The organism is Candidatus Thiodiazotropha sp. LNASS1 (assembly GCF_964212655.1).
GTDB lineage: Bacteria > Pseudomonadota > Gammaproteobacteria > Chromatiales > Chromatiaceae > Thiodiazotropha.
Genome location: NZ_OZ156465.1, coordinates 4,042,125 through 4,059,493, shown reverse-complemented (window position 1 = coordinate 4,059,493; position 17,369 = coordinate 4,042,125). Strand labels below are relative to the sequence as shown.

Below are 17,369 nucleotides of genomic sequence, written 5' to 3'. Positions count from 1 at the left end.
CTTGCCTCTGTCTGCCACATGCTAATACAGTTCCACTACCCTGACTTAACCTTGCAAAAGGGAAAATGCATCACAGCTCGCAGGCGATTTCAAATACACCCCCAACATAGCCAGTGCCATATTTACGAACCACTACAATACATATCTATTTGACTTGTTGTTCTTTGTTTAACAAATCCCCAATCTTGGCATCAATATGGTTGTGCATCTGTACTCTCTCATACACAGTGTATCCATATGCATCTTTTAAAGTTCTGTCTGCACCGTGTTTCAGCAGGAACTCCACACAATCCGGTTTATTTTTCATGACACAGTAATGCAGGGCGGTTTCCGGATATTGACTGCCATTGTACCTGTCGATATCTGCGCCTTTTCCCAACAATCGATTCGCCATAGCGTATTTATCCCATGCAACCGATTGAAAAAAAACCGACCGCTGATTTTCATCCATCGTGTTCGCATCTGCTCCAGCGCTCAATAGCATTTTGAAGATTTCATGTTTATCGTTCCATAAAGCGTAAAACAGTGCGGTTCTCCCCCAATTGTCAGTAAATTCGAGATTACTGCCTTTAACAATATAGGTCTTAACACCATTAATATCTTCATCTCTGACCAAACAATGCAATGGCATTGTTTTGCAGTCCAGTTTTGATTTTTCCCGTAACTTCTCAAAATTACTATTTTCTGTGGACAGGTATATTTGTGGTGCCAAAAAAAACATCAGCATTAGCAACCCGATTACCATCCCCGCCCCGAAGAACAAACCGTTTGTAAAGCTTCGTCCGCTCATACTCTTAGTTACACAACAGCCGATGATGATACCTTAATGAAGATCAATACTAACCGAATCCGCAGGATTGCAATCTTACATCTGTATTATTTTTTATCTGTTTGTTCAATTCAATCCATATGGTTACCCAATCGAGCTAAGGGGCAATCCATAAATGTCATGATATCCAATGTATGTCTTGCACGGATTTTAAATACCGTTATCGGAAAAAATCACCCATTCACCCACTCAACCACTATCGCCTCCTCTCCTGATCGCGCAAGGGGTGGCCCGCAAACGCAGTGTCCCGGTACAGCCGTGAGCTCTCCGTCGAGAAATATCAATGGAATCCGTGAACGCTGCCACGGCGGCACGCCCCACTCCTGAAAAAGTTTTTTCAATGGACGATGATGACTCTGTCTGAAAAGCCGGCAACGCTCACCGCCATGACGGAATCGCACTTCCACTTTAGCATTCTGCCAATGTGCCGCTGAGATCCCATCTTCACCGGGTCTGGCAATCAACCGGCCCAGACCTTCCGGCAAGACCAACTCGTCGCCATTGGACCAGATCAGAGGCTGGTTGGGGAGGTCTATAACTCGGGCACGACAGAGATAAAGCCGGTCGCGATAACGACGCACCTCCCAATCCTCCCAGGTAATCAGCGGTACTGCATCGATACGACCATGCACAGCCTCGCGCTCGATGCGGGCAAGTTTTTTCGAACTGGGCAGGGGTGCGCCTGTGGCGCTGACCCAGTGACGCAACAGATTTCTGAGTCGAACGGAATTTAATTGCTTCAATGCCGCGATTGAAAGGGTATCGCCATCTTTTGAGCGGGCCTTGGCCAGGTCTTCCTCCGCCTCTTCTCTCACCAGCATCAATAGTTCACCGCTGAAGCGAGCCGCTCTTGACAGGGTAGTGGCGGCTGCCGGCCAGCGAGAACGGAGTAATGGCATGACCTGGTGGCGAATGAAGTTTCGATCGAAACGCTGGTCCCTGTTCGAGGGATCCTCCTGCCAGCTTAGATTGTGATGTCCGGCATACGCTTCCAGCGACTCGCGGGAAAATGTCAGCAGCGGCCGTGCCAGCCAGCCGGGGCCGAAGTGGGTCAGGGGTGGCATCGAAGCAAGCCCGGCGGGGCCGCTGCCACGCATCAATTGTAACAGGAGTGTCTCCGCCTGATCGTCCAGGTGCTGGGCCGTCAGCAACAGGTCCCCCTCCCCCATCTGTTCCGCCATTGCCCGGTAGCGGGCCTCCCTGGCCACTGCCTCCAAACTTTCGCCACTGTTCACGTTGAGCGTCAGCCGGACGGTCTCCAGAGGAATGTCATAGCCCTGGCACACTCTTTCACAGTGGGTTTGCCAGCTATCGGCCTGGCGCTGCAGTCCATGGTGGACATGGATTGCATGAAGATCATAGGGGAGCTGGGACCTGAGCTCAGCGAGCAGATTGAGCAGAACGCAGGAATCGAGTCCGCCACTGAGGGCAATATGGCAACAGGTTGCGCCTGGCAGTTGCCTGAGTATCTCAAACAGCCGTGCGGCCGTGAGGTTCACAAGGCATTCCTACAGTCAGTCTCCGGAAAACTGGCCATACTGCATGAGCCGCTGATAACGGGTGTCGAGCAGTTTGTCGATGGCCATGCTGGTGATGTTGTCCATCCCCTCCACCAGTGCATGTTTGAGGTTCTTGGCCATTGTTTCGATGTCGCGATGGGCGCCGCCCAAGGGTTCCGGCACGATCTCGTCGATCAGCCCCAACTCCTTGAGCCGGTCCGAGGTGATCGCCATGGCTTCGGCGGCCAGAGGCGCCTTTTCCGCACTCTTCCAGAGAATCGAGGCGCATCCCTCGGGGGAGATCACCGAGTAGGTGCTGTATTGCAGCATCAGGATGCGGTCACCGACACCGACCGCCAGTGCGCCACCGGATCCACCCTCCCCGATCACGGTACAGATGATCGGTGTACGCAGACCCGACATCACTTTGAGATTGCGGGCAATGGCCTCGCTCTGCCCCCGCTCTTCGGCGCCGACACCGGGATAGGCGCCCGGGGTGTCGATGAAGGTCATGATAGGCAGCTTGAAACGCTCCGCCAGTTCCATCAGACGCAATGCCTTGCGATAACCTTCGGGACGGGGCATGCCAAAGTTACGAAAGAGTTTGTCCTTGGTGTCTCTGCCCTTCTGATGGCCGATCACCATCACCGGACGCCCTTCGAGGCGCGCCACACCACCAACAATGGCATGATCGTCGGCAAAGGCCCGGTCACCGTGCAGCTCATGGAACTCATCGAAGATGCGGTCGATATAGTCGAGCACATAGGGCCGCTGGGGATGACGCGACAGTTGCGAGATATCCCACGGCTTGAGATTGGAGAAGATCGATTCGGTCAACGTCTGACACTTGTTCTCCAGCCGGGCGATCTCATCCTGGATGTTGATCTCGTTGTCGGTACCGACCAGGCGGAGCTCTTCGATCTTCGCTTCGAGTTCGGCAATAGGTTGTTCAAATTCTAGAAAATTCAGATCCATACGCGAAATATACCGGATTCGATAGTGTTAGGACAGTCCGGTTTGCACTAATTTCGGGCACTCTTTTTAGATCAGCGTTTCACCTCGCTGTTTGTGTGGATCAGCAATTGATCCCCCTGCGGACAGGAACCTGATTCCTCAAACCGTTTCGGATATTTTATTACCCCAATATGCGCCATAGCGGGGTTAGCTGTATGTTTATCCCCAACAAAGAATGTCGGCCGTAAGGCCATACAGTCCATGCTAGTCCTATGCGTCATCCTGTTCGGCATCGTCTCCACCCTGGGCAGTTTTCATAATGATGACGATGATGACATTACCCTGATTGATATCGATCCCGATACCGATATAGACACCGACCCAGGTGACGGCGGACTGACACCCAATCTCTCGTTTACCTTTGACCGAGGACTACCCCTCTATCTCAGTTACAAGGACGGTGATTCCGGCAGCTGGCAAAACGTGGATGTGACGGGGCCTTCCATCGGTCTCAACATCACAGATCCATCCGGATTTTTTTCACTGCTGACAGTCTGCGACTACCGTGCCGAACGTCGCGCCTACCTGTTCAGGACAAGCTTGAGCAGATACAAAAGGGATTTCCTGTTGTGTGACGAAACAAACGCTACAGCCACATATAACGTGGGTGGCACAATCGGCTATCCAGGTGACAACTTCACCGCGCAGCTCAGCTTCACCAATGCGTTCCGAAGCAACTGGTACAGCTTGGCTGCAGGCGTGGGTGTGAACACCGCCTATAGCGTAGATGCCGAACTCGATGATGATGAACCAACCACTGTTGATCTCTATTATCAGGTCTTCACCTTCGGCCAATTTCACGTCAACATCGCTCGAGGCATCGATCTCGCCACAAACCCCACTATCAACTACACTCCCGTCGCGAGTGATGTAGGTGAAGCCGTATCACCCGATGTCAGCGCCTATTTGGGTCTGCCCGACTATAAAGGCTTTAGAAGCAAACTCGATTTATTGGGGACTAAGGTGCAGTTCCAGGAGGATGATACCAGTGCCAATCCGTCATTCCAGAAGCTCCCGGCAAGCAAAAGACAGAGTGATGATATCTATTTCACCTCCGTAGAGCGGGAAAATGTATTCCTCGACGGCACCCAGGTCAGCAAGGTCATCAAGTTGCGCAACAACCCCGACAGCAGTCTCGCCTTTGACGAGGTCCCCAACTATCTACCGACACTCAGTTTCAGCAGCTCGGTGACGGATATGATCCGTGTCGACTACGACAGTGCTTATGACAATGGGGTTGCCGGAATGGATGATACCTGGCGGCGTCTGGTGTTGCGCAAGCCTGAGATCACCTGGAATATATATCACTCATCGGATCGGTTCGACAGCAACATCAGTATCCCCGTCGAGGCGACGGATTTCGCCAGTTGGTCGGTTGACTGGAACGTAGTCTCCACAGATCTGTTACGCCTCACACACTATGCGACGACAACGGATAAGGTCACGGGGCTGACCAACTACCTGGCGAGTGAAAAACAGGCTGACGCCAGTCAAGACGGCCTCGACATGTTCCAGGTGTCATGGCGCTGGTCCTTCTGATCCGAATAATGCTTGGACGCAAAAATAGCGCTGTCTCCTCACCCGCACATCCATGATAAACAATCAATGGATGATGCGGATGAGGGTACTCTATTCCAGGCGCAGTTAAGCGTGATTCGACTGCCGCGGCTGGGCAGCCGATTGACGATAGCCGACATCGACCGAGCCTGCCCCGAGATATTGTTCCAGTCTTCGCAGTAACTCGTCAGTCGGTTTGACCTGCCACTCCTTGCCCAACTGGATATCGCCACAGGCATCCTTGGCCTTATAGTGCAGCCTGATTCCAGTGGTACCCCCTCGAAAGGGAGTGAGTATCTGTTGCAACTGTTCGCTGAAGCCCGATATGTCGAGACCGTTGAGAGAGACTTTGATTTTTAACAGGCCCGCATAGTGTGACCGTGCCTGCTCAAAGGTCAGCAGATTGTCGGCACGGATGCTGAGTCCACCGCGGAATTCGTCATAGTTCAGGCTGCCCGAAACCACCAGTATATTATCCGCAGCGATCAGATCCCGATGCTGTTCATAGACTTCGCTGAAGAGGGTACATTCGATACGTCCGCTACGATCGTCCAATACCAGGGTACCCATGCGACCCCGTTGGGTCTGCCGGTGGCTGGCGCTGACTACCAGACCTGTCACCACCACCGGTACACCGCGACGTCGTTGACCCGGTTCCGGCGTTCCATCGAGGCTGAGATCGCCGATACGGCTGCTGCTGATATGGCTCAGCTCCTCTGCATAGCGGTCGATGGGATGGCCGGTAAGGTAGAGACCGAGGGTCTCTTTTTCACCCTGCAGGCGCTGCTCCTCCTCCCATTCATCCAAATCCTTGGGTATCACCTGGGCATGACTGGCCTCCTCCGGTTGCGGATCTCCCATACCGAAGAGGTCGTTCTGACCCACTGCCTGCATAGCGCTGTGCTGTTCGGCCAGCTTCAACGCCAGCGGCAGCTGCATCATCAGAGTGGCGCGATTGGCACCGAGCCCGTCGAGAGCGCCGGCACGGATCAGCGACTCAATTACCCGCCGGTTGACCTTGCGCAGATCGATACGGCGACAGAATTCGAAGATATCCTGGTAGGGACCGTTGCTGTTGCGTTCATCGATCACCGCCTCTATGGCTGCCTCACCCACCCCCTTGATGGCGCCGAGACCATAGACCACGGTCTTTTTATCGGTAGCGGTAAACTTATACTCCGACAGGTTGACCTGGGGCGCCTCGACCCTGAGCCGCATGCGCCGACACTCTTCGATCAACGGCACCACCTTGTCGGTATTGTCCATGTCGGCGGAACAGACCGCGGCCATGAAGGCAGCTGGATAGTGCGCCTTCAGCCACATGGTCTGGTAGGAGACCAAAGCATAGGCGGCGGAGTGGGATTTATTGAAGCCGTACCCGGCAAACTTCTCCATCAGGTCGAAGATATAGGTGGCGGTCTCCTCCTCAACCCCCCGCTCCACGGCGCCCTTGCGAAAGATCTCACCCTGTTTCGCCATCTCCTCCGGCTTCTTCTTGCCCATGGCCCGGCGCAGCAGATCCGCTCCCCCAAGGGAATAGCCCGCCAACACCTGGGCAATCTGCATGACCTGCTCCTGATAGAGAATGACGCCGTAGGTCGGTTTCAGGATCGGTTCCAGATCCGGGTGCGGGTAGGAGACCTTGGCCCGGCCATGTTTACGGTTGATGAAGTCGTCCACCATGCCTGACTGCAGGGGACCCGGGCGAAATAGCGCCACCAGGGCGGTGATATCCTCGAAGCAATCGGGTTGGAGCTTTTTGATCAGCTCCTTCATACCGCGGGATTCCAACTGGAATACGGCTGTGGTCTCGGCACTCTTGAGTAATTTGAAGGAAACCTCGTCATCCATGGCGATGGCATTGATATCGACCGGCTCCTCGCCCTGCCTGGCGCGTTCCCCATTCACCGTCTTCAATGCCCAGTCGACAATGGTCAGGGTGCGCAGACCGAGAAAATCGAATTTCACCAGGCCGACCTTCTCCACGTCATCCTTATCGAACTGGGTAACCAGTCCCTCTCCGTTGGCCTCACAGTAGAGGGGTGTGAAATCGGTCAACAACCCGGGCGAGATGACCACGCCGCCGGCATGCTTGCCCGCATTCCTGGCGCAACCCTCCAGCTTCTTCGCCATGTCGATGAGTTCACCCACCTCATCATCGCTGGCGTAGGCCTGTTTCAGATCGTCGCTCTCCACCAGCGCCTTGTCGAGGGTCATGCCGATCTCGAAGGGGATCATCTTCGCCACCCGGTCGGTGAAACCGTAGGGATGGCCCAGTACCCGGCCCACGTCACGCACCACCGCCTTGGCCGCCATTGAACCGTAGGTAATAATTTGGGATACCGAATCACGTCCATAGCGTTGGGCCACGTAATCGATCACCTGATCGCGTTTATCCATGCAGAAATCGACATCGAAATCGGGCATGGAGACACGCTCCGGATTGAGAAAGCGCTCGAACAGCAGCTCGTGCTCGATGGGATCGAGATCGGTGATCTTCAGGGCATAGGCGACCAGCGAACCCGCACCCGAGCCACGACCGGGGCCCACCGGAATGTCATTGTCCTTGGCCCACCGGATAAAGTCGGCAACGATAAGAAAGTAGCCGGGAAAACCCATTGTGTTGATGACATCCAGCTCCACCTGCAGGCGATCGTCGTAGATCTTTCTCTGTTGTGGAAAGTCGGCGCACTGGGTATCGAAGGTGGAGTGCAGCCGCCACTCCAGCCCCTTGCGGGATTCGGCCGCCAGAAACTCCTCGATGGTCATTCCCTCGGGAATGGGAAAATCGGGGAGATAGTTTTTACCCAAAGTCAGTTCGATGGTACAGCGTTTGGCGATTTCCACCGTATTCTGCAGCGCCTCCGGAATATCGGAAAACAGCTCCGCCATCTCTTCCGGGGTACGAAGATATTGCTGCTGGCCGTAATTTCTCGGCCGTCTCGGATCGTCGAGGGTGCGGCCCTCATGAATACAGACCCGCACCTCGTGGGCATCGAAATCCTCCGCTTGCAGGAAATGCACATCATTGGTGGCCACCACGGGAACACCGTAATCGGCTGCCAGGACGACACTGTCATGCAGGCAGCGCTCCTCATCGGCACGGCCGGTGCGATGCAGCTCCAGATAATAGCGGTCACCAAACAGCTCCAACCATTGACTGAGCAGCCGCTCCGCCTCTGCCTGGTTGCCGGCCAGCAGGGCACGGCCCACATCCCCCTGGCGACCCGCGGAGAGGGCTATCAGCCCATCCGTGTTGCCATTCAGCCATTCCCGCTCCATCAATGGACGCCCAAGGTGCTGGCCCTCGCGGTAGCTGCGTGATACCAGACGCGTCAGATTCATGTAGCCCGCCTGGTTCTGCACCAACAACACCAGACGGAAGGGTGTATTGATATCCTCAGGATTGCGAATCCAGGCGTCGACACCGGCAATCGGTTTGATCCCGGCGGCCAGGGCGGCCTGATAAAATCGAACAAGAGCGAAGAGGTTTGACTGATCGGTCAGGGCCACTGCCGGCATACCCGTCTCGGCCACCTGTCTGACCAGGGGCTTGACACGCACCAGGCCGTCTACCAGAGAGTACTCGGAGTGAACGCGAAGATGAACAAAGGGGACTTCCATAGTTGCCTATTCTACCCCGAAACGGTCTCAGGTCATGAGCCTCTTGACCGGCCCGAAAGAACGCCGGTGAATGGGGGTGATGCCCAGGGCTTGCAGGCCTTCCAGGTGCTGCTTGGTTGGATAGCCTTTGTGGCGGGCGAGACCATAACCGGGATAGCGGCGGTCCAATTCCACCATCTCCCGATCCCGCGCCACCTTGGCAATGATCGATGCCGCGCTGATCGCCTCGACAAGGGCGTCCCCGCCGATCACCGTATCCACCCTGCAGGCCAGTCGCGGAGCATGCTTGCCATCCACCATAGCCAGACCGGGCATTCTTGGAAGCCCCTCGACAGCCCGTTTCATGGCCAACAGGCTTGCCTGCAGGATATTTATCCGATCGATCTCCTCCACTTCAGCCCGTCCCAAACACCAGCTGTGGGCCTGTTCCTTGATCAACTGGGAGAGTTGTTCCCGGCGTTTTTCACTCAGCTTCTTGGAATCGGCCAGTCCCTCGATGGGTCGCTCCGGATGAAGGATCACTGCAGCTGCGACAACCGGTCCCGCCAGGGGCCCTCTCCCTACCTCATCAACACCTGCGACCAGGGCAAACGCTTTTGACATGCTCCAACTCACTGAATATAGAGTTACAAACTAAGGCCCAATTTCATTGTGTAGACAGGAATCGATTGGACGTTTACTTCATTCGGATATTGACGTCATTATCTCCAATCTAAGTTGTTTTCTATCGACCTTGCCATTGGGATTCGTCGGCAGCATGGTACGTAATATAACTTCGGCCGGCATCATGTAGTTCGCCAATCGCTGCTTACAGTTATCGAGTAGTTGTTTTTCCGTCACTTCCGAACCGTTTTTGAGGATTGCTACCAGAACGATCGATTGACCCATTGTGGTGTGGGGAATACCCAATGCAACCACTTCAGATACCAGACCGGTGCGGTAGAATACCTCTTCGATCTCATTCGGACTTACCCGATAGCCCATCGTTTTGATCAATTCATCATCTCTTCGTAAGAAATAGAGATAGCCTTCGCCGTCCATTTTGACGATGTCCCCCGACCAGACGGCCAGCTCATCGCCGGGTAAGCCATCAAACCGATTGGGGATAGGCCGAAAACGCTGCCGGGTAGCCTCGACATCATTCCAGTAGCCCATTGCCACCAACGATCCCCGATGCACCAGTTCGCCGGGTTCATCCACGGCACAAGGGGTACCGTCACTTCTCAACACCAGCACTTCGGCATTCGGAATGGCTTTGCCGATGGAGGTGGGCCTTTTATCTATTTGATCCGGTGCCAGGTAGGTCGATCGAAACGCTTCTGTGAGGCCATACATGAGAAAGATCTCAGTATTGGGCAGTACCTGACGTAACAGCTCTGTGGTCTCAACCGGCACCACACCACCGGAGCTGGTGATATAACGCAGGCTCGATGCGGCCTCAGTCGGCCAGGGCAGCTCGACCAACAGATTCCATAACGGGGGTACTGCCGCCAACCCGGTAATCTTTTCCTGGGCAAGGGTGTTGAGTACCTCCATAGGCAACAGGTAGTTGATCAATATGGCAGTGGCACCGACCAGAAATGCGGTTGTCAACTGGCTCATACCATAGTCGAAGCTGAGAGGTAGTACGGCCAGGATCCTGTCTGATGAGGTATTTTTCAGGTATTGGGCGACACTTTTTGCACCGGTCACCATATTGCGATGGGAGAGGATCACGCCCTTCGGATCACCGGTGCTGCCTGACGTATAGATGAGTGAAACCATATCCGAATCGATCACGCGATGGCCGTGAGGAGCGACAGGATTGGCGATCAGCTCATCCCAGGCAAGCAAACGCTGGGCGTGCAATCCTTCTTCTTCGCTGTCCACACCATCGATCAGAACCACGGTCTGCAGATCGACGCAATAACCGAGAGCCGTATTCAAGGCCCTGCACTTGCCCTGTACAGTAATCAGAACCTTGGCATCGCAATCCAACAGAATATGCGACACCTGGTGGGACTTAAGGGCTGGATTGATCGGTACGAACACAGCACCGGCTGCGGCTGCCGCGAAGATAGCGATGACATTCTCCAGACACTTCGGCAGATAGATCGCAATGCGATCCTGTTTCTCGATACCGATGTCGACTAATGCCCGTGATAAGCGGCCGACCTGTTGCGCCAGTTCGGCATAGGTCAGCGAGGTCGATTTGTACTTTAAGGCCGTCTTTGACGGAGTGCGGGTGGCCGATTCGAAGATCAGATCATGGAGTAGTACAGCCATCGCTAACTATCGGTATCCCTGCGCTGAAAATTGATGCGTTCTATATGATTTTCCGGATGTGACAATAAGAGCAAAAAAACCTCTCTCTGTCTAATCAATTGATGAGTGATGCCCGCATTGACAGATCCTAACTATCTGCCAGCATCTCCAGAACTGCATGGGCGGCTGCATGGGCGGCGTTTTGGCGTAATTTCTCGTGGACTTTGATATAGGCCTTTGCTATCTGCCCACACTTTTTCGGGTTATCGAGAAAATCCAGCAAGGCCCTGCCCATGGAATCAGGTTTACACGCCTCCTGGATAAATTCAGGCGCGTAGGGTTTATCCGCAAGCAGATTTGCCAACGCCACGTGAGGCGTTTTTAATAGATTAAAGCGACGAATCAACCAGACCGAGAGTGGAGAAAGCCGGTAGGCCACCACCATGGGACGCTTCAACAACATGGTCTCGAGGGTAGCCGTACCCGATGCGGTCAACACTGCATCCGCAGAACGGATCGCCTCTCTGGGCCTGCCGTTCAACAACATAATCGGCAGTTCCGGTGCGATCGATTCTATCTGTTCCTGAAAAAGCTGTTTGACCTTCTGATCCACCATGGGAGCGATAAACTGCAGATCCGGCTTTTGTTGTTGCAGCCACAACGCTGTCTGCAGAAATAACGGAGCCAGCCTGCTTACCTCGCTCATGCGGCTGCCGGGTAGTAGCGCTACGACAGACTTTTCCCTATCAAGGCCCAATCCATCCCGAATCACTCCGGGGTCGGCGGGTTGCAGCGGGATCTGGTCCGCCAGGGGGTGTCCCACATAGACCGCCGGCACATTGTGTCGCAACAGGAAATCGACCTCGAAATCAAAGATGCAGAGCATCAGGTCAACCGCCTTTTGCAGCTTCTTCACTCTTCCCTGCCGCCACGCCCAAACCGTTGGGCTGACAAAATGCGCTGTCGGGATGCCGGCCGCTTTGAGTTGCGCCTCCAGTGCCAGGTTGAAATCGGGGGCATCGACACCCAATACCAGATCGGGTGGATCGTCAAGAAAATGGGCCACCAGTTTTCTACGGCTGCGCAGCAATCCCGGCAGATGAGCGATCACCTCGGCAAACCCCATTACCGGATCCATCTTGGCAAGGGAGCGGCATCCCGCAGCCTCCATCAACGGTCCTGTCATGCCCTCAAACTCGATATCTGCCCGTTGGGCATGCAGGGCATCGATCAATGCCGCTGCCAGCTGATCGCCTGACACCTCATTGGCCAGGATACCAATCCTCGGCGGGCGTTGTTGTTGCGTGTTCTGCATAGACGGGGATAGAGACATTCGCGTTCTACTGGTGTATCCCCTGTGCCAGGGTAGGAGGGCCTAACGTAAAATACCCCGGCCCTTATGTTTGAGAAAATCGGAAAGAATTTCAAGCTCCGGGGTTTCATTCAACATCCCGTCGATTCCCTCCCGTGCCTCTTCCAAACGCTTTTTGGAAAGGTAGAGCAGTTTGTAGGCACGCTTGATCTGCTGAATAGTTTCATCACTGAATCCACGGCGGCTCAACCCCTCCCGGTTGATACCATGTGGTTTCGCCGGATGCCCCGATGCCATCACATAGGGTGGCAGATCCATGCTGATAGCCGACCCCATCCCGCAGAAGCTGTGTGCGCCCACCCGGCAGAATTGGTGCACTTTCGTGAATCCACCCAGAATGGCGTGCCTTCCGATCTTCACATGGCCGCCCAGGGATGCGGCATTGGCCATGATGATATGGTCCTCCAGCAGACAATCGTGGGCGACATGGATATAGGCCATCAGCAGATTGTCATTGCCGATCCGTGTCACACCCTGGTCCTGCACGGTGCCGCGATGCAGGGTGGCAAATTCACGGATAACGTTGCGGTCGCCGATCTCCAGGATGGTCGGCTCGCCGGCATATTTCATGTCCTGGGGATTCTCCCCAACCGAGGCGAACTGGTAGATCCGGTTGTCCCGGCCAATTTGGGTCGGCCCTTTGATCACCACATGGGGGCCGACTTCGGTACCTGCTGCAATCTTGACCCCGGCACCAATGATGGAGAAGGGACCAATACTGACCCCTTCATCGAGCTCGGCATCCGGATCGATAACTGCGCGTGGGTCGATCAGCTGCCTATCTCCCGTGCCGTACACATGATATCCGCCGTCGCTACGGTTTTATCCTCGACTTTCGCGGAGCAGGTGAAAAAGCCGATGCCTCGCTTCATTTTGGTCTGAACGACTTCGATGATCAGCTGATCACCAGGCTCCACCTGATGCTTGAAGCGAGCCTTATCGATGCCGACGAAAAGATAGATGGTCGTCTCATTGACTGTTTCCGGATTGGACTCCATCGCCAACAGTCCGGTCGCCTGCGCCATCGCTTCGACAATCAGGACACCCGGCATCACCGGTTGAATGGGAAAGTGACCGTTGAAAAAGGGTTCATTGTAAGTGACATTTTTCAACGCCAGGAGGCGTGCATCCTTTTCGTATTCAAGAACCCGATCGATTAGCAGGAAAGGATAGCGGTGCGGCAGCAGGCTCAGCACCTTGTTGATATCCATTGCGATCAAACTGTCCTCCAGTTACTCATGCCATTCATTTCAACGGCTTTTTATTGGTTGTTCAGGTTTTTTTTCAGAAATTTCATCTCTTTTGCCATCGACTCCAGATTTCGCAGCCGGGCAATCACGCGTTTCCAGGCGCCATTTTCCATGGCGGGCAGGTTACCGCTGTAGTACCCCGCCTCGGTGAATGAGCGGGTAACCAGGGTGGCCGCCGAAAAGTGCACATTATCACCTATCGTCAAATGTCCCACCAGACCTGTTTGTCCACCGATGGTGCAATGGCCTCCAATCTTTGTTGATCCGGCAACCGCCGAGCAACCGGCCATTGCCGTATTCCGGCCTATTTCCACGTTGTGCGCAATCTGAATGAGATTATCCAGCTTAACCCCGTCATGCAGGATCGTATCTTCCAGCGCACCGCGGTCGATGGTGGTGTTGGCGCCGATTTCCACATCGTCCCCAACCCGTACCCGACCGAGTTGCGGCACTTTGACCCAATGCCCTTCGTCATTTGCCAGGCCGAAGCCGTCCGCACCCAGTACCGCCCCTGGATGAACCAGGCAACGCTGACCCAGGCGGGTGTCGTGACACAGGGTCACATTCGCCACCAACCGGCTATCGGCACCGATCCGGCAATTGTCCTCGACCACACAACCCGGACCTATACAGACACCGGATTCAACAGTCACACCTTCCCCAATCACAACGCAGGGCCCGATCCAGGCACTGCTGTCGATCGACGATGACCGACCCACAACCGCAGTGGCATCGATACCGGGCGTAACGGCTTTGTGGGGAAACAGCTTTGTTGCCACCCTGGCATAGGCAAGATAGGGGTTATCGGAGATCAACGCTGAAGTCGGGCAATCGGCGGCATCCTTTTCATATAGGATCACCGCCGAGGCCTGTGTTGCTGAAAGGTATCTACGATAGGAGGGATTACTGAGAAAACTGATCTCTCCGGGTTGTGCGCTCTGCAGCGTCCCAACCCCTCTGATCATCGTTTCCGGATCACCCAGCAGCTTCGCCCCAACGGTATCCGCCAGGTCCCCGAGACTGGATCCAGATGATCTTGATACCACCTTATTCAGCTTTTAACTGACGCAGTTTTTCCAACACCTTATCTGAGATGTCGATCTTTTTACTGAAATAGACGACACCATCTGAAACGATAAGGTCTATCTTTTCACTCTTACCCACTTCCCGGATCACTTCACGCACCTGCTGGCGGAGTTTCTTGAACTCCTCGTTCTGGCGCAGGTTGAGGTCCTCACGAAACTCGGTCTGGGCGTTTTTCAACTTGCGGCTGCGACTGAGAATATCCCGCTCCAGCCGTTTGACCTCGGACTCGCTCATCACCGATCCGTCCCGCTGCAGCTTCTCTTCGAGCTGTTTCAGCTGCTTCTGGGAGGCGAGCAGGTCTTTCTCCCGTCGGGAAAACTCGGTCTGCAACCGCTCCCTGGCTGATTTGTATTGCGGCGACTCCTCGAAGACTTTTGTGGCGTTCACGAAGCCGATACGATACTCCTCGGCTACAGCACTGCCGGTCACGAAAAACCCAAGGGTCAAAGCAAGTAATATATGTCTTAGCGAATTCACCCATTCACTCCCTAACTGTTTAGAAACCACTACCAATCCTGAATTGAAGGTTCTTGATATCATCACCCTCTTCCTCTTTGATCGGATACCCCCAGCTGAAAGAGAGGGCTCCTACTGGCGAGAACCAGGATAACATCAGACCGGTGGAAGCCCTAAACAGGTCCCACTCGACCTTCTCATCTCCAGCCAGATCGAATACGTTGCCGACATCGACAAACAAACCGGCACGCACCGTGTCCTTAAAGTCATCGCCAAAGGCGGGAAAGAGTAACTCCATCTGACCCACGATTCTAGCATTTGCTCCCAAAGCATCATCCTGGGAGTCCTGCGGTCCCAGGGTATTCTCCTCGAATCCCCTGACCGAACCGATACCGCCGGCATAGAAATTACGGAAAAACGGCAGCTCATCATCTTCCCCGTAACCATCGCCATATCCCAGCTCCCCGTTCAGCTTCAAGGTCAGAGAGTTGGTGAGCTGGAAATAGTGGGCATTTGAGTATCTAACGCGGTAGTACTGCAGATCACTGCCGGGGGTGTTGGTCTCGATGGTGAAGACCTGCCGGTTACCTCGATTGGGAAATATGGCGCGATCCCTGGTGTCGTGAATCCAGCTGCCCACCAATTCGAAATCGCTGAACTTATCTCCGTTGGTTTCTATGAATTCCTCGATCTCATCGGAAGGGGATGAGCCAAGAAAAAAGGTCGTATGCTCGTAGGCCAGACTGAATCTAAAGCGGTCGTATTCCGTCAGGGGTATGCCGAAATGGACCCCGAGACGCCCCACGTCGGTGGAATAGCTGGAGATATTCAATTCTGAGAAATCGGTCTCCCGGTAGCTCAGCTCATAACCCTGACTTACGCCGTCAATGGTGTAGTAGGGATTGGTGTAGGACAAGGAGAGCTTTTTGGTTGCATCACTGGTATCGAAGCCAGCGCTGAAGCGGTTCCCCGTACCGAGAAAATTGTTTTCACTGATGCTGGCATTGAAGATCACTCCCTGGGTCTGGGTAAACCCGACACCGGCACTGAACTGCCCGGATGCAGCCTCGGTCACAGCAAGGTTCACATCTAGTTGATCCGTGGAGCCCGGTACTGCTGGGGTCTCCATATTCACTTCACTGAAAAAGCCCAAACGCTGCAGGCGTTCCCTTGAGAGCCGGGTCTTCTCACCGGAAAACCAGGCTGATTCCATCTGTCTCAACTCCCGACGCAACACCTCATCACGGGTGTTGGTATTACCCGATACATTGATATAGCGGACATAGACCCTTTTTCCCGGATCGACGAAGAATGTGATGGCCACCTGCATCTTTTCACGATCAATATCGGGAATGGTGTTGACGTTGGCAAAGGCGTATCCCACATCGGAATAGTGCCGGTTCAGCCTGTCTGCGCTGGCTGTCAGTTTTTTACGGGAGAAGACCGCCCCCCGTTTGAGGTGGATTAGAGGAAACAGCTCCTCCGGATTGAGTTCCAGGTCTCCGGCCAACTTGATATCGCTGAGGGTGAAAACATCACCCTCGTCGATCACCACGGTAATGTAGATATCCTTCTTGTCCGGTGTTATGGATACCTGGGTGGACTCGATCTTGAAATCGATATAACCCCGATCAAGATAGAATGAGCGCAGTGTCTCCAGGTCGCCTGAGAGCGCTTGCTTGGAATATTTGTCGCGGCTGGAGAAGACGGCGTACCAGGACGGCACACCCAATTCGAACTTATCCAACAACTCGTCATCTTCATAGGCCCGATTGCCGATAATGTTTATGTGCTTGATCCTGGCGGTCAGGCCCTCTGATATCTCGATATCCAGACCCACACGGTTTCTCTCCAATGGAGTCACTTTTGATTGGATCTTGATCCCATATTTACCCCGCGCGAAATATTGGCGGTTGAGCTCCTGCTCGACCTTTTCCAGTAATGCCCGCTTAAAGACCCGGCCCTCGGCAAGACCGATATCCTTTAATCCAGCCATCAATGGTTCTGTATCCAACTCCTTGTTTCCAGTGATATTTATCTCTGCGATAGCAGGTCTTTCACGGACGAACACAATCAGGACATTCCCATCCTGTTCGAGCCTTATATCCTTGAAAAAACCCGTTTTGTAGAGTGTGCGGATAATATGGGAAGAATTGCCTGCATCGACCTCATCCCCAGTCTTTATCGGCAGGTAATTGAATACCGTGCCGGCCGAGATCCGTTGCAGACCCTCTACCCGTATGTCCTCGACCACGAAGGCGGTGGCCTGCTGGGAGAATAGCAGTCCACCCATCAGAGCCATGAGGATCAAAGTCCGGGAAAATAGAGACATTATCTATAATTACAACAGTGTTTTTTCATATTATCCGTTCTGCTGATTCATGCTCAGAACGACTACGGCGACGAAACAGCGCGTTAGTATAAGTGATCTTAATTGA

General features: G+C 54.1%; 13 protein-coding genes. 1 reads left to right on the top strand and 12 read right to left on the bottom strand.

The annotated features are described in order from the left end of the window. Positions 1–145: 145 nt before the first annotated feature. The 3 genes from AB8516_RS18100 to accA all read right to left on the bottom strand — a co-directional run bounded on the left by AB8516_RS18100 (position 146) and on the right by accA (position 3,303). Positions 146–790, bottom strand: coding sequence for an ankyrin repeat domain-containing protein (locus AB8516_RS18100; RefSeq protein ID WP_369162596.1), 645 nt, complete (start codon positions 788–790; stop codon positions 146–148). A 212-nt stretch (positions 791–1,002) separates the two neighbouring features. Next, on the bottom strand, positions 1,003–2,328 hold the full coding sequence (gene tilS / locus AB8516_RS18095) for a tRNA lysidine(34) synthetase TilS (RefSeq protein WP_369162595.1): 1,326 nt from the start codon (positions 2,326–2,328) through the stop codon (positions 1,003–1,005). 15 nt (positions 2,329–2,343) lie between these two features. Further along, positions 2,344–3,303 carry an acetyl-CoA carboxylase carboxyl transferase subunit alpha gene (accA, locus tag AB8516_RS18090; RefSeq protein ID WP_108290358.1) on the bottom strand — a complete coding sequence of 320 codons (960 nt, stop codon included), beginning with the start codon at positions 3,301–3,303 and terminating at the stop codon, positions 2,344–2,346. A gap of 240 nt (positions 3,304–3,543) precedes the next feature. Here accA and AB8516_RS18085 point away from each other — a divergent pair, with 240 nt between their 5' ends. After that, entirely contained in the window at positions 3,544–4,881 is a 1,338-nt protein-coding gene (locus AB8516_RS18085) for a hypothetical protein (RefSeq protein ID WP_369162594.1), read from the top strand. 105 nt (positions 4,882–4,986) lie between these two features. On the opposite strand, the gene dnaE is transcribed toward AB8516_RS18085, so the two are convergent. The 9 genes from dnaE to bamA all read right to left on the bottom strand — a co-directional run bounded on the left by dnaE (position 4,987) and on the right by bamA (position 17,233). Continuing rightward, complete coding sequence (gene dnaE, locus AB8516_RS18080; RefSeq protein WP_369162593.1) at positions 4,987–8,523, bottom strand: DNA polymerase III subunit alpha; 3,537 nt, start codon at positions 8,521–8,523, stop codon at positions 4,987–4,989. Positions 8,524–8,550: 27 nt separating this feature from the next. Next, positions 8,551–9,126, bottom strand: a complete 576-nt coding sequence (rnhB, locus tag AB8516_RS18075; protein ID WP_369162592.1) for a ribonuclease HII — start codon at positions 9,124–9,126, stop codon at positions 8,551–8,553. A 78-nt stretch (positions 9,127–9,204) separates the two neighbouring features. Next, complete coding sequence (locus AB8516_RS18070) at positions 9,205–10,788, bottom strand: acyl-CoA ligase (AMP-forming), exosortase A system-associated (RefSeq protein ID WP_369162591.1); 1,584 nt, start codon at positions 10,786–10,788, stop codon at positions 9,205–9,207. A 127-nt stretch (positions 10,789–10,915) separates the two neighbouring features. Further along, positions 10,916–12,100 (bottom strand): lipid-A-disaccharide synthase, encoded by a 1,185-nt coding sequence (gene lpxB, locus AB8516_RS18065; RefSeq protein ID WP_369162590.1) that lies wholly within the window; start codon positions 12,098–12,100, stop codon positions 10,916–10,918. A gap of 42 nt (positions 12,101–12,142) precedes the next feature. Next, entirely contained in the window at positions 12,143–12,913 is a 771-nt protein-coding gene (gene lpxA, locus AB8516_RS18060; RefSeq protein ID WP_369163329.1) for an acyl-ACP--UDP-N-acetylglucosamine O-acyltransferase, read from the bottom strand. After that, the gene (gene fabZ / locus AB8516_RS18055) at positions 12,910–13,359 is read right to left on the bottom strand and encodes a 3-hydroxyacyl-ACP dehydratase FabZ (RefSeq protein ID WP_305782107.1); all 450 of its coding nucleotides are present in this window, start codon (positions 13,357–13,359) and stop codon (positions 12,910–12,912) included. The genes lpxA and fabZ overlap by 4 nt, the downstream gene beginning before the upstream one ends. Positions 13,360–13,400: 41 nt before the next feature. Further along, positions 13,401–14,435 carry a UDP-3-O-(3-hydroxymyristoyl)glucosamine N-acyltransferase gene (gene lpxD / locus AB8516_RS18050; RefSeq protein ID WP_369162589.1) on the bottom strand — a complete coding sequence of 345 codons (1,035 nt, stop codon included), beginning with the start codon at positions 14,433–14,435 and terminating at the stop codon, positions 13,401–13,403. Position 14,436: 1 nt separating this feature from the next. After that, entirely contained in the window at positions 14,437–14,952 is a 516-nt protein-coding gene (locus tag AB8516_RS18045; protein ID WP_369162588.1) for an OmpH family outer membrane protein, read from the bottom strand. Positions 14,953–14,971: 19 nt separating this feature from the next. Then, complete coding sequence (gene bamA / locus AB8516_RS18040) at positions 14,972–17,233, bottom strand: outer membrane protein assembly factor BamA (protein WP_369162587.1); 2,262 nt, start codon at positions 17,231–17,233, stop codon at positions 14,972–14,974. Positions 17,234–17,369: the final 136 nt, after the last annotated feature.